The organism is Mesorhizobium sp. KR1-2 (genome assembly GCF_040045035.1).
Classification (GTDB): Bacteria; Pseudomonadota; Alphaproteobacteria; order Rhizobiales; family Rhizobiaceae; genus Pseudaminobacter.
The window spans coordinates 361012-374160 of sequence record NZ_JBDZDS010000003.1 but is presented as its reverse complement, the minus strand read 5'-3'; the positions used below and the strand labels follow the sequence as shown (position 1 = coordinate 374160).

13 protein-coding genes are annotated in these 13149 nt (G+C 65.8%); 9 read left to right on the top strand and 4 right to left on the bottom strand.

Going from position 1 to position 13149, the window contains the following annotated elements; all coding sequences use genetic code 11:
- Positions 1-243: 243 nt before the first annotated feature.
- From ABLE85_RS09455 to ABLE85_RS09430, 6 genes are all read left to right on the top strand, one after another.
- The gene (locus ABLE85_RS09455) at positions 244-1464 is read left to right on the top strand and encodes an ABC transporter substrate-binding protein (protein WP_348792455.1); all 1221 of its coding nucleotides are present in this window, start codon (positions 244-246) and stop codon (positions 1462-1464) included.
- A gap of 43 nt (positions 1465-1507) precedes the next feature.
- Positions 1508-3187 (top strand): ABC transporter permease, encoded by a 1680-nt coding sequence (locus tag ABLE85_RS09450; RefSeq protein WP_348792454.1) that lies wholly within the window; start codon positions 1508-1510, stop codon positions 3185-3187.
- 44 nt (positions 3188-3231) lie between these two features.
- Positions 3232-3876, top strand: coding sequence for an ATP-binding cassette domain-containing protein (locus ABLE85_RS09445; RefSeq protein WP_348792453.1), 645 nt, complete (start codon positions 3232-3234; stop codon positions 3874-3876).
- A complete protein-coding gene (gene hrpB / locus ABLE85_RS09440; RefSeq protein WP_348792452.1) occupies positions 3876-6335 on the top strand; it encodes an ATP-dependent helicase HrpB in 2460 nt (819 codons plus the stop codon). The genes ABLE85_RS09445 and hrpB overlap by 1 nt, the downstream gene beginning before the upstream one ends.
- A 39-nt stretch (positions 6336-6374) precedes the next feature.
- Positions 6375-7703: an ActS/PrrB/RegB family redox-sensitive histidine kinase gene (locus ABLE85_RS09435; protein WP_348792451.1), complete on the top strand. Its 1329-nt coding sequence runs from the start codon at positions 6375-6377 to the stop codon at positions 7701-7703.
- Between the two features lie 90 nt (positions 7704-7793).
- The gene (locus ABLE85_RS09430; protein ID WP_348792450.1) at positions 7794-8357 is read left to right on the top strand and encodes an ActR/PrrA/RegA family redox response regulator transcription factor; all 564 of its coding nucleotides are present in this window, start codon (positions 7794-7796) and stop codon (positions 8355-8357) included.
- Positions 8358-8586: 229 nt separating this feature from the next.
- On the opposite strand, the gene ABLE85_RS09425 is transcribed toward ABLE85_RS09430, so the two are convergent.
- A complete protein-coding gene (locus ABLE85_RS09425; RefSeq protein WP_348792449.1) occupies positions 8587-9087 on the bottom strand; it encodes an MmcB family DNA repair protein in 501 nt (166 codons plus the stop codon).
- A gap of 259 nt (positions 9088-9346) precedes the next feature.
- Here ABLE85_RS09425 and ABLE85_RS09420 point away from each other — a divergent pair, with 259 nt between their 5' ends.
- Positions 9347-9967, top strand: a complete 621-nt coding sequence (locus ABLE85_RS09420) for a L,D-transpeptidase (RefSeq protein ID WP_348792448.1) — start codon at positions 9347-9349, stop codon at positions 9965-9967.
- A 139-nt stretch (positions 9968-10106) separates the two neighbouring features.
- Here ABLE85_RS09420 and ABLE85_RS09415 read toward each other — a convergent pair whose 3' ends face one another.
- The 3 genes from ABLE85_RS09415 to trpS all read right to left on the bottom strand — a co-directional run bounded on the left by ABLE85_RS09415 (position 10107) and on the right by trpS (position 12429).
- A complete protein-coding gene (locus ABLE85_RS09415) occupies positions 10107-10679 on the bottom strand; it encodes a NifU family protein (RefSeq protein WP_348792447.1) in 573 nt (190 codons plus the stop codon).
- Between the two features lie 106 nt (positions 10680-10785).
- On the bottom strand, positions 10786-11277 hold the full coding sequence (locus ABLE85_RS09410) for a universal stress protein (RefSeq protein ID WP_348792446.1): 492 nt from the start codon (positions 11275-11277) through the stop codon (positions 10786-10788).
- An 84-nt stretch (positions 11278-11361) separates the two neighbouring features.
- Positions 11362-12429, bottom strand: coding sequence for a tryptophan--tRNA ligase (trpS, locus tag ABLE85_RS09405; protein WP_348792445.1), 1068 nt, complete (start codon positions 12427-12429; stop codon positions 11362-11364).
- A 140-nt stretch (positions 12430-12569) separates the two neighbouring features.
- Here trpS and ABLE85_RS09400 point away from each other — a divergent pair, with 140 nt between their 5' ends.
- Both ABLE85_RS09400 and ABLE85_RS09395 read left to right on the top strand, forming a co-directional pair.
- Positions 12570-12851, top strand: a complete 282-nt coding sequence (locus tag ABLE85_RS09400) for a type II toxin-antitoxin system RelE/ParE family toxin (protein WP_348792444.1) — start codon at positions 12570-12572, stop codon at positions 12849-12851.
- Complete coding sequence (locus ABLE85_RS09395; protein WP_348792443.1) at positions 12826-13140, top strand: HigA family addiction module antitoxin; 315 nt, start codon at positions 12826-12828, stop codon at positions 13138-13140. The genes ABLE85_RS09400 and ABLE85_RS09395 overlap by 26 nt, the downstream gene beginning before the upstream one ends.
- The last annotated feature ends 9 nt before the right edge of the window (positions 13141-13149 follow it).

Genomic DNA, 13149 nt, shown 5'->3' with positions numbered 1-13149 from the left:
CTGCAGCGATGCCTTAGGCGATTTGCATGACGGATTGACGAAAGCCCGAATGATTTGTCGGAAATATCAGACAAGTCGTTGCAAGTCATCCGTCGATGGGGAAGGGCCGGCGGCTGCATAACTCTCCAACTCGTCGTCTTTCACGGCGAAGTGAGGGCGTGCAGCAGCCCAGGCCCATTGACCGGCTTTCGCCCAGAATGCTCAATCGCTTGCGGGAAATGCCAATTGGACAGGGGGACTGCAATGAATCGACTGCTTCTGGCTGCCGCATCGCTGTTCGCGCTGACGCTTCAGGCGCTGGCCGGCAATCCCGATGCTGCCAAGTGGGACGAGGTGTTGGCGCAGGCCAAGGGCGAGACCGTCTATTTCAACGCCTGGGGCGGCTCCGAAAACATCAACGCCTATCTCGAATGGGCAGGCGGCGAGCTGCAGAAGCGCTACGGCGTGAAGCTCGTCCAGGTGAAGCTCGACGACACCGCCAATGCGGTCGCCAAGGTGGTGGCCGAGAAGGCCGCCGGTCGCAATGACAACGGCACCGTCGACCTCATCTGGATCAATGGCGAGAACTTTGCCGCCATGAAGCGACAGGATCTCCTGATGTCGCCGGGCTGGGCCGAAAAGCTGCCCAACTGGAAATATGTCGATGTCGACAACAAGCCGACCATCCGCACCGACTTCACCGTTCCCGTGGACGGGCTGGAAAGCCCCTGGGGCATGGCCAAGCTGGTCTTCTTCTACGACACCGCGCGCACCGATCCCACCGGCTTGCCGAAATCGGCCAAGGAACTGCTCGCCTGGACAAAGGCGCATCCCGGCCGCTTCTCCTATCCGCAGCCGCCGGATTTCATGGGCCTGTCCTTCCTCAAGCAGGTGCTGTCCGAGCTGGTGGCCGACCGCTCGGTGCTGCAGAAGCCGGTCGACGAGGCTTCGTTTGACAAGGTCACCGCGCCGCTCTTCGCCTATCTCGACGAACTCAAGCCGGTGCTCTGGCGCGCGGGCCGCGCCTATCCGCAAAACTATCCGGCGATGAAGCAGCTTCTGGCCGATGGCGAGCTCGACATCATCTTCGCCTTCAATCCTTCGGAGGCCTCCAGCGCCATTGCCAATGGCGAACTGCCCGACACGGTGCGCTCCTTCACCTTCCCGGCCGGCACGCTCGCCAACACGCATTTCGTCGCCATTCCCTACAACGCCGCGGCCAAGGCCGGCGCGCTGGTGACGGCCGACTTTTTGCTGTCGCCCGAAGCGCAGGCGCGCAAGCAGGACGCGAAGGTGTGGGGCGACCCGACGGTGCTTTCGATGGCCAAGCTCGACGCCGCCGACCGCGCCCGTTTCGAAGCGCTCGATCTTGGGGTTGCCACGCTGAAGCCGGACGAGCTCGGCCCCGCCATCGACGAGCCGCATCCGAGCTGGATGGTCCGGCTGGAGGCGGAATGGAAGCGGCGTTACGGAGTGGGCGACTGATCGCAGCGGAGGGCCGTACTTTGCCGACCCGCAACAACCTCGCATGCTAGCCCGGCTCGGCCCGCCGCTGGCGATCCTGCTCCTCGCCGGGCCGATTCTTGCCGGGCTTGGTGGCACGTTGCTGCCGGCTTTCGGCTACCTGCCGGCACTGGGTGGCGAGGCTTTCACTCTGGCGCATGTGGCAAAGCTGCTTGCCCAGCCCGGCCTTGCAACCTCGATGCTGCTCAGCCTCGTCCCCGGTCTGATCACCACCATTGTCTCTCTGGGCATGGTCGCCTTTTTCATCGCCGCCTTTGCCGGGACCAAGACTTTTTCGCGCATCCAGCATTTGGTGTCGCCGCTCCTGTCGGTGCCGCATGCGGCGGCGGCGTTCGGGCTGGCCTTCCTCATCGCGCCGTCGGGCATGATCGCGCGGCTGGTTTCGCCCGGTCTCACCGGTTGGCAACAGCCGCCCGACCTGCTGATCGTCAACGACCCGCTCGGCCTGTCGATGATGGCCGGGCTGGTGATGAAGGAAATTCCCTTCCTGCTGCTCATCGCGCTTGCGGCCCTGCCGCAGATCGATCTTTTTCGCACGCGACGGCTGGCGGCCGCGCTTGGCTATGGGCGCATCGCCGGCTTTATCTACGGCGTTTGGCCGCCGCTCTATCGCCAGATCAGGCTGGCGGTGTTCGCGGTCATCGCCTTTTCGAGCTCGGTGGTCGATGTCGCCGTCATCCTCGGGCCCACCACGCCCGCGCCGCTTGCCGTGCGGCTCCTGCACTGGATGAACGATCCCGAACTGTCGATGCGCTTCTTCGCCTCCGCCGGCGCGCTGCTGCAGCTGGCAGTGACGGCCGTAGCCATTCTCGTCTGGATCGGCTTCGAGCGGCTGGGCGCATGGCTGCGCGACCATGCCTGCGCGCGTGGTTTGCGCTTTCGCCGCGATGCGTGGGCAGGCCGCGCCGCCTTTGCCGGCATGTCCCTTGCCGCGCTGCTCACCTTCGCCGGCCTGGCCACGCTGGCGCTGTGGTCGGTCGCAGGGTTGTGGCAATTCCCCAATGTGCTGCCGGACAGTTTTGCGCTGAAAAGCTGGATCGCCGCGGCGCCGCGCATTACCGGCCCGCTTGCCACCACGCTTCTGGTTGCCACGCTGTCGACGCTGATTGCTGTGGCACTCACAGTGCTTTGCCTCATTAACGAGAACCGCACCGGCCGCATCGCCGGCCGCCGCGCCATGTGGCTCATCTATCTGCCGCTGATCGTGCCGCAGGTCGCCTTCCTGTTTGGGCTGCAGCTTTTGTTCGTCTTCACCGGTACGGTCGCCAGCCTGCCGGCGCTGGTGCTGGTGCATCTCGTCTTCGTCATGCCCTATGTGTTCCTGTCGCTGGCCGACCCCTGGCGCGCCTTCGACCCGCGCTACGAGGCCGTCGCCGCCGGCCTCGGCAAGTCGCGCACGCGCACGCTCATCGCCATTCGCCTGCCGATGCTTTTACGGGCCATTCTGGTGGCCGCCGCCGTCGGCTTCGCCGTCTCCATCGGGCTCTACCTGCCCACCGTCCTCATTGGCGCCGGCCGGCTGGAAACCATCACCACCGAGGCGGTGGCACTGGCATCTGGCGGCAACCGCCGCATCATCGGCGTCTACGCCTTCGTGCAGATGGTCCTGCCAGCTATCGGCTTTGCGGTTGCAACAGTCGTGCCCGCGCTGATATTCCGGCACCGCCGCGCCATGCGGGTGTGACAGCCTCCGCGACGGGCGCGAGAGGACAAAAACCGGTTGGGGTGATGGCCGAAAACGGGCTCTTTCTGGACGACGTGACGATCGCGCTGAACGGGCAAACGCTCGTTTCGGTGACGCATCGCGTCGCGCCCGGCGAAGTGCTCACCGTCATGGGGCCGTCCGGCTCGGGAAAATCGACGCTGCTCGCCTACATCGGCGGCTTTTTGCCGCCGGCCTTCGAAGCGTCGGGCCGCGTCTTCTCCGGCGATGTAGAGCTCACCGCCCTGCCGGCCGAGGATCGCCATGCCGGCATCCTGTTCCAGGACCCGCTGCTGTTTCCGCATATGTCGGTCGGCGGCAACCTCGTCTTCGCCATTCCTGAAGCGGTGAAGGGCAAGGCCGCGCGCACGGCGCTGGCCGAAGCCGCGCTCGAAGGCGTCGGCCTCGCCGGGATGGCCGGGCGCGACCCCGACACGCTGTCGGGCGGGCAGAAGGCGCGGGTTGCGCTGGCGCGGGCGCTTCTGTCCTCGCCGCGCATGCTGCTGCTGGACGAGCCCTTTTCCAAGCTCGACGCAAACCTCCGCGGACAGATGCGGGAGCTGGTGTTTTCCAAGGCTCGCGACGGCGGCCTGCCGGTTCTGCTGGTGACGCATGACGAGGCGGACGCCGAAGCAGCCGGCGGCGCCGTCATCCGGATCGGGGCCGAGTAATGCCGAGCTTACCCGAGCTTCCCGTCACAGCCGTTCTGCCGGCGCTTGCCGATGCGCTGGCAGCCAAGTCGAGCGCGGTGCTGGTCGCGCCGCCAGGTGCTGGCAAGACCACGCTGGTGCCGCTGGCGCTGCTCGATGCGCCGTGGTTGGGCGACGGAAAGATCCTGCTGCTCGAGCCCCGCCGCCTGGCCGCCCGCGCCGCCGCGCGCCGCATGGCCCAGCTTCTGGGCGAGGAGCCCGGCGGTACGGTCGGCTATGCCATGCGCATGGAGCGCAAGCAGTCGGCCCGGACAAGAGTCCTCGTGGTCACCGAAGGCATTTTGGCGCGCATGATCCTCGACGATCCCGAGCTGACGGGCATCGCGGCGGTGATCTTCGACGAGTTCCACGAGCGCTCGCTTGACGGCGACTTCGGCCTTGCCCTGGCGCTCGACGTGCAGGGCGCGCTGAGGCCCGAGCTCAGGCTGCTGGTGATGTCGGCCACGCTCGACGGCGCACGCGTCGCCAGCCTGCTCGGCGACGTGCCGGTCATCGAAAGCGAAGGTCGCAGTTTTCCCATCGATGTTCGCTATCAGGAGCGGCCGGCCGGCACGCCTATCGAGGATGCCATGGCCAGGGCCGTGCGCGAGGCGCTGGCCGACGAGCCCGGCAGCGTGCTTGCCTTCTTGCCCGGCCAGCGCGAGATCGAACGCACGCGCGAACGCCTCGAAGGCCGCGTCGGTGCCGACACCGACATCGTGCCGCTCTACGGCATGCTGGATGCGAAGACGCAGGACGCTGCGATCAAGCCGGCGCCTGCCGGCCGCCGCAAGGTGGTGCTCGCGACCGCGATCGCCGAAACCTCCATCACCATCGACGGCGTGCGTGTGGTGATCGATTCCGGCCTGTCGCGCCTGCCGCGCTACGAGCCGGCCAGTGGCCTCACCCGGCTGGAAACGGTGCGCGTGTCGCGCGCCTCGGCCGATCAGCGTGCGGGCCGTGCCGGCCGCACCGAACCGGGCGTCGCCGTCCGCCTCTGGCGCGCCGAGCAGACGGCCGCACTTCCCGCCTTCACGCCCCCGGAAATTCTCGAGGCCGACCTGTCGGGCCTGATGCTCGATTGTGCCGCCTTCGGTGTCGCCGATCCGGCAAGCCTCGCCTTTTTGGACGTGCCGCCCGCGCCCGCGCTCTCGGAGGCGCGCACGCTGCTCACCGAACTCGACGCCATCGACGCCGACGGCCGGCTGACCGAGGCCGGCGCGGCGATGCGCAAGCTGGCTCTGCCGGTGCGGCTCGCGCATATGGTGGCCGAGGCGGCGCGGGAAGGGCAGGGGCTGGAAGCCGCTCAGCTCGCCGTGCTGCTCACCGAGCGCGGCCTTGGCGGGGACAGCGTCGACCTGGAGCGGCGGCTGTCGCGGTTCATGTGCGAAAGATCGCCGCGTGCGGTGGCGGCGAGACAATTGGCGGAGCGGCTGGCGCGGGCTGCAAATGGTGGCGGCCGAGCCTCCGCGCCGGAAGCGGCGGGCGTCCTTCTCCTCCGCGCCTGGCCCGACCGCGTCGCCAAGGCGCGCGGCGAGCGCGGGCGCTTTGTGCTCGCTAATGGCAGCGGCGCGATGCTCGACGCCGCCGATCCGCTTGCCGGCGAAACATTTCTCGTCGTGGCCGACATGCAGGGCAAGGCGCAGAATGCGCGCATCGCCGCCGCCGCTCCCGTCTCCGAGGCCGAGATTCGCTCCGTGCTCGGCCACCACATCGAAAAGAAGCTGGAAAGCGCCTTCGACCCTGAAAAACGCGCGGTGCGGGTGCGCGAAACGGTGCGGCTTGGCGCCATCACCCTTTCCGAGCGCATGCTGCCGGCGCCTTCCGGTCCTGACGCCGACCGCGCCATCATCGAGGCGCTGAAGGCACACGGCCTGTCGCTGCTGAACTGGGGCAAGGAAGCCGAGATCCTGCGCCATCGCCTGCAATGGCTGCACACCGGCCTCGGCGCGCCTTGGCCCGACATGTCGGACGAGGCGCTGATCGCCTCGCTCGACGACTGGCTGCTGCCCTTCCTCACCGGCGAGGCCAGCTTTGCCCGCATCGGCGCCGGCGTGCTGCACGATGCGTTGCTGTCCCAGGTGCCGCATGATTTGCAGCGCAAGCTGGGCGCGCTGGCGCCCACCCATTTCGACGCGCCCTCCGGCAGCCGCGTGCCGATCGACTATGAGGGCGAGTGGCCGGTGCTGGCCATCCGCGTGCAGGAACTTTTTGGCCTCGACAAGCATCCGTCCATCGCCGGCGGCACGGTGCCGCTGACGCTGGAGCTCTTGTCGCCAGCGCACCGGCCGATCCAGACCACGCGCGACCTGCCGGGCTTCTGGCGCGGCTCCTGGGCCGATGTGCGCTCCGACATGCGCGGCCGCTATCCGAAACATGTCTGGCCCGACGATCCTCTGTCGGCGCAGGCTACGGCGCGGGCAAAACCCCGCGTCAAATAGCGCTTGGCGCTCCGTGCCTGTCCGGCGCATAAACCCTTCATGGTCAAGACAAAGAAGATGCCCGACTTCCTGCAGACCGCACGCCTGCGTCTCAACACGCTGATCCGGCTGCGCTGGCTGGCCATTATCGGCCAGAGCATTACCGTCGTCGTCATCGCCTACTGGTTCCAGTTTCCGCTGCCGGTCAGCCTGTGCTTCACGCTGATCGCCTGTTCGGCCTGGCTGAACCTGCTGCTCACCTTCCGCTTTCCGGCCGCCCACCGGCTGCAGCCGCTGCCCGCGCTCGGCATCCTCACCTTCGACGCGCTGCAGCTTGCCGGCCTGCTCTACATGACCGGCGGGCTCACCAACCCGTTCTCGCTGCTGATGACGGTGCCGGTGGTCATTTCCGCCACCTCGCTGCCGCTCAGCCTCACCGCGATCCTCGGCGTGTTCGTGATGGCGCTCACCACGCTGCTCGCCTTCTTCCACCTGCCGCTGCCCTGGTTTGCCGGCACCGAGCTTGCGATGCCGTTCCTCTATGTCGCCGGCATGTGGGTGGCGGTGGTGTCGAGCATCGCCTTCACCGCCATCTATGCCTGGCGCGTGGCCGAGGAGGCGCGGCTGCTCGCCAATGCGCTATCGGCCACCGAGCTGGTGCTGCAGCGCGAGCAGCACCTGTCGGCGCTGGACGGGCTGGCCGCGGCCGCCGCCCACGAGCTCGGCACGCCGCTGGCCACCATCACCCTCGTCGCCAAGGAGATGGAGCGCGCGCTGGGCAAGGATCCGAAGTTCCACGAGGACGTCACGCTGCTGCGCACGCAGAGCGAACGCTGCCGCCAGATCCTCAAGCGCCTCACCAGCCTGTCGTCGGAAAGCGAGGTGCATCTGGCGCGCCTGCCGCTCACCTCGCTGGTGGAGGAGGTGATCGCCCCGCACCGCGATTTCGGCATCGCCATCAAGCTGGAGCCGGGCGAACAGGTCGGCCCCGAGCCGGTCGGCCACCGCAACCCGGGCGTCATCTACGGCCTCGGCAATCTGGTCGAGAATGCCGTCGACTTCGCCGTCAACACCGTCACCATCCGCTGGAGCTGGAACGAGCGCGACGTGATCTTCGAGATCATCGACGACGGGCCGGGTTTTCCGCCCGAGATCATCGACCGCATCGGCGAGCCCTACATGACCACGCGGCAAGGCGGCGGCGAGCAGGGCGGGGGCCTGGGCCTTGGGCTGTTCATCGCCAAGACGCTGCTGGAGCGCTCCGGCGCCACTTTGACCTTTTCCAACGCCAATGAACGCGGCAAGGGGGCCGTCGTGAGGATCGAATGGCCGCACGACGTCTTCCTCAATCCGAGGTCTGCGGCCTCCTCCATGTTCGACACCGCCTGACGCCCGCCCTATGGGTGGAAAAATGCGCTCTTGACGCCTATATTGGTCGCAAAACAAGCAGCAAAAACAGATAGAACGGACCAGACGATTATGAACGGCGACGAAGTGGTTGATGGCAGCATTACCGGCGGCGACACCTCTCTGCTGATCGTGGATGACGACAAGCCGTTCCTGACCCGTCTTGCACGCGCCATGGAGCTGCGTGGCTTCCAGGTCGAGACCGCCGAAAGCGTCGAGGAAGCCGTCGCAAAGGCGCGCGCCAATGCGCCGGCCTATGCGGTGGTCGATATGCGGCTGGGCGACGGCAACGGCCTCGACGTGGTCGCCGCGATCCGCGAGAAGCGAGCCGATGCCCGCACCATCATCCTCACCGGCTACGGCAACATCGCCACCGCCGTCACGGCCGTGAAGCTCGGCGCTGTCGACTATCTGTCCAAGCCGGCCGACGCCGACGACGTGTTCGCGGCGCTGACGCGCACCTCCGGCGAACGCGCCGCGCCCCCGGAAAATCCGATGTCGGCCGACCGCGTGCGCTGGGAGCACATCCAGCGGGTCTACGAGATGTGCGAGCGCAACGTCTCGGAAACCGCGCGCCGGCTCAATATGCACCGCCGCACGCTGCAGCGCATCTTGGCCAAGCGCGCGCCGCGGTAAGCCTTCGACCCCCACTCCGGTTTGCTTCGCAAACCACCGTTCCGGGGCGAGCCACGGGTCTCGCCCGTCCTTGGGACCCCCCGATCGACGGGGGAGAGGAAGCGCCGTCCGCAAGCTTGACACCCTTCCTCTCCCCTTTTGAGGGGGAGAGGTGCCGAGCGAAGCGAGGCGGAGTGGGGGTAATCCGCGCCATAGGCAATTGCACTGTCCTTGCGAGAGGGTAGCAGCCCTACTCGCTTTCCCCATCCAACGCTGGCACCGAAACGCCAGCAAGCTCGGCCGCCAGCAGGCGGGCGGCACCGGCGCGTGCAATGCGCAGCATCAGCGCCTTGCGGGTGGCGGCGGCAATGCGGTGCTCCGGCGCCTCGCGCAGGATTTCCGCGCCGTAGCCGTCGGAAAGGATAAAGCCGCAGTCCTCGGGGAAGATCTCCGCCGGCACCTCGGGATGGGTGGCGAAGAAGAAGCGGTCCGAATGCAGCCGGTAGTCGGGCCATTTGCGGTCGACGCGAAAATCCTCGACCGACGACTTTATCTCGATGATCCAGATGTCGCCCTTGCGCGTAAGTGCTACGAGGTCGGCGCGCCGGCCAGTTGCCAGCGACAGTTCGGGCAGCACATGCGCGCCCATCTGCATCAGGAGGCGCTGCACGCCGCGCCGCACGATCATGGCGCGCTCGGACTGGCGCCCGTCGACGAGGGGATTGGCGGGGAGGGGGGAAACGATAGGCATGGCCGCACCATGCCACGTTATGTTCTCGTTTTGAACCCGTTTTTGCAGCCACCTGTCCTAGTGACGCTTCCTGGGCCGCAGTGACCACCCATGCCTACTGTTGCCGAAAAGCCATAGCAGCGCGGCCCTTGCTTGCATCCGGCCCTACTTGATCCGACCAAGCACTTGGCAAGCAACAAAATGCTCACATACAAATAACGGCGAAAAAGCGGCCTGATTCGGGCCGGATGTGGTCGGGATCGGAGCTGCGGATATTCTTATGCGCATGAAGACACTTTTCGTCGCCGCAAGTCTTGCACTTGCGATTGGCGTCGCTGGTTGTACCAGCGATGGCACCTTCAAGATGTTCTCGTCCGATTATGGCGCGCGGGCGGATGCCGGCTACCAGTTGCCGCCCATCCCGATCAGCAAGGTCGACAGGAAATACCATCGCCAGATCGTGCGTTACGACACGCCCGAGAATCCGGGCACCATCGTTGTCGATACCGACAACAAGTTCCTCTATTTCGTGCTGCCCGAGGGCAAGGCGGTGCGCTACGGCATCGGCGTCGGCCGCGAGGGCTTCGAATGGCATGGCACCGCGCGCATCGCGGTCAAGCGCGAATGGCCGACCTGGACGCCGCCTTCGGCGATGGTCGGGCGCCAGCCGGAACTCGCCAAATGGCGCGGCGGCATGCCGCCCGGCCTGACGAACCCGCTCGGCGCCCGCGCCATGTACCTGTTCAACAAGAACGGCGATTCCGGCTATCGCCTGCATGGCACGCCCGAATGGTTCTCCATCGGCAAGGCCATGTCGTCGGGCTGCATCCGCCTGATGAACCAGGACATCATCGATCTCTACAATCGCGCGGAGGTCGGCGCCAAGGTGATCGTCATTTAGCCGTCCTGGCCCCCTCGCGTCGCGGGAGCCTCGGAAAAAAAGATTTTACGCGAGCCGTCTCGGCAACAAGGGCGTCGCAATGAAAAACCGGGCTTATGGGCCCGGTTTTTTGTTGTCTGCAAACTCCAGGGGATGCGGCTCAGGCGACCTGTTCGACGTGCTCCACCTCGGGCACGAAGTGGCGCAGCAGGTTCTGGATGCCGTGCTTCAGTGTCGCGGTCGACGAGGGGCAGCCGGCGCAGGCGCCCTTCATGTGCAGGAACACGGTGCCCTTCTCATAGCCGCGGAAGGTGATGTCGCCGCCATCCTGTGCCACAGCTGGGCGCACGCGGGTGTCGAGCAGTTCCTTGATGGTGGCCACGATCTCGGTGTCTTCCTCATCGTAGAACTCGCCGTCGGCATGTTCGGCGGCGGCATGGCTGCCGGCGGCCATCACCGGCGCGCCCGACATGAAGTGTTCCATGATCGCGCCCAGGATCGCCGGCTTCAGGTGCTGCCAGTCGGGGCCGCCGTCCTTGGTGACGGTGATGAAGTCGTAGCCGAAGAACACGCCGGTCACGCCGGGAATCTCGAACAGGCGTCCGGCGAGCGGCGAGGCCTGTGCTGCCGCTTCGGGGTCGCGGAAGTCGGCCGTGCCCTGCGTCAGCACTTCCTTACCGGGCAGGAATTTCAGCGTTGCAGGATTGGGGGTCGCCTCGGTCTGGATGAACATGGCCGCATCTCCGTGCGTGTCTGGGTAGTTTGGAATGGTTCTAAATAGGCCCTGCGTCGCCGATGTTCAAGCGAAACCGGCCGGCCGTGTCTGACAGATGATGAGCTCAGGCGAGACTTTCAATGTCCTCGTCGGACAGATTTTGCGGCACCACCGTGACGGGAATCGGAAAAGCCGCGCCCTTGCCGGCGATGGAGGCGACCAGCGGCCCCGGCCCTTCCTTTGAAGCGCCGGCGGCAAGCACCAGGATGGCGATGTCCTGGTCCTCCTCGATCAGCTGGTGGATCTGCTCGGCGGGCTTGCCCTCGCGCACCGCCAGTTCCGGCTCGATGCCGAGCTTTTCGCGCACCTTGGCGGCATAGCCGTCCAGCGCCGCATTGGCGGTGGCGGTGGCCTCCTCGCGCATGATCTTCTCGACGCCCAGCCAGTGCTGGAAGTCGCTCGGCTCGATCACGTAGAGCAGCACCACGCCGCCGCCGGTGTTCTTGGCGCGGTAGGAGGCATAGGCCACCGCGCGCTCGCATTCCGGCGTATCGTCAATGATCGCCAAAAATTTGCGTCGGTGTCCGGCTTCGCGACTGAGACGCTTAGAGACCATGTTCCAACCTTGCTGAGGGCCCGCCTGTTCCGGCGCAATCTGCCATTGGCGCCGGAACTCGGCAAGCGGTCAGGTCGGAAAGGCTCAATTGTTGAGCAGGCCGATGATCTGATGCACGCTCTTCATCGTGCCTTCGGCGATCACGCGCGCACGGTCGCCGCCGTCGCGCAGCACGCTGTCGATGTAGCCGGGGTCCGCAATCAGGCGGCGCATCTCGTCGGCGACCGGTGAGAGCTTCTCGACCGCGAGATCTGCCAGCGCCGGCTTGAACACCGAGAACTGCTGGCCGCCGAACTCCTTGAGCACGTCCTGCTTCGACATGTCAGCGAGGCCGGCATAGATGCCGACCAGGTTTTCGGCCTCGGGGCGGCTGGCAAGTTCGTCGACCTCGCTCGGCAGAGCCTCCGGATCGGTCTTGGCCTTCTTGATCTTCTTCGAGATCGTGTCGGCGTCGTCGGTCAGGTTGATGCGCGAAAGGTCCGAGGGGTCCGACTTCGACATCTTCTTGGAGCCGTCGCGCAGCGACATGATGCGCGCCGCCGGGCCGCCGATGATCGGCTCGGTGATCGGGAAGAAGCCGTTCACCTTCTCCTCGCCCATCATCATCTCGACGCCGAGGCCGAGCTCGGCGATACGGGCGGAGAAGTCGTTATTGAACTTCTGGGCGATGTCGCGGGTCAGCTCCAGGTGCTGCTTCTGGTCTTCGCCGACCGGCACATGGGTCGCGCGGTAGAGCAGGATGTCAGCCGCCATCAGGCTCGGATAGGCGAGCAGGCCGAGCGAGGCGTTCTCGCGGTCCTTGCCGGCCTTGTCCTTGAACTGCGTCATGCGGTTCATCCAGCCGATGCGCGCCACGCAGTTGAAGATCCAGGCAAGCTCGGCATGCTGCAGCACGCGGGCCTGGTTGAAGACGATGTGCTTCTTCGGGTCGATGCCGGATGCCAGGAAGGCCGCGGTGATCGAGCGCGTCTGGCCAGCCAGGTCGTCATGGACGAGCTGGGCGGTCAGCGAGTGCAGGTCGACGACGCAATAGACGCAGTCGTTGGTTTCCTGCAGGGCGACGAATTTGCGGATCGCACCGAGATAATTGCCGAGATGGAGATTGCCCGTTGGCTGGACGCCGGAAAAGACGAGCGGCTTGAATTCGTGCATGATGTCCTCGTGGCTTGTGGAGGGCCGTTTCGCGCGCGGCGAAAATCGATGCGCGCTTATGAACGATGGCGCGGGCGAGAGCAAGATGCCTGTATCGCACCTGATTGATCCCTATGACGTTATGCGTTATAGGGTAGATCATGATCGGGAGCTTCGCCGACGTCGAGACGGAAAAGATCTGGAACGGCGTTCGAAGCCGAAAGCTTCCGCCGGGCATACAGGACAAGTCCCTGGTCAAGCTCAGGCTACTCAATCAGGCGCGCCGCCTCGATGAGCTGAAAATTCCACCGGGCAATCGCCTCGAAGCCTTGAAAGGCAACAGGAAGGGCCAATTCTCGATTAGGATAAACGACCAATGGCGCATTTGCTTCCATTGGAGCGACGGAGTGCCGAGCAATGTCGAAATCACCGACTACCACTGAAGATTTGCTCCACAACCCCCATGCCGGCGAAATCCTGCTGTCCGAGTTTCTTCAACCCATGGGGCTGAGCCAGAATGCGTTGGCGCGTGCCATCGGTGTTCCGCCGCGCCGCATCAACGAGATCGTATTGGGCAAGCGCGCCGTCACCGCCGACACCGACCTGCGGCTGGCTCGCTATTTCGGCGTCTCCGAGGGTTTTTTCCTTGGCCTGCAACACGACTTCGAGCTGATGGAGCAGAAGCGCCGCCTTGGCGACGAACTTTCAAAAATCCAACCGCACGCCGCCTGAAGCGGCGCG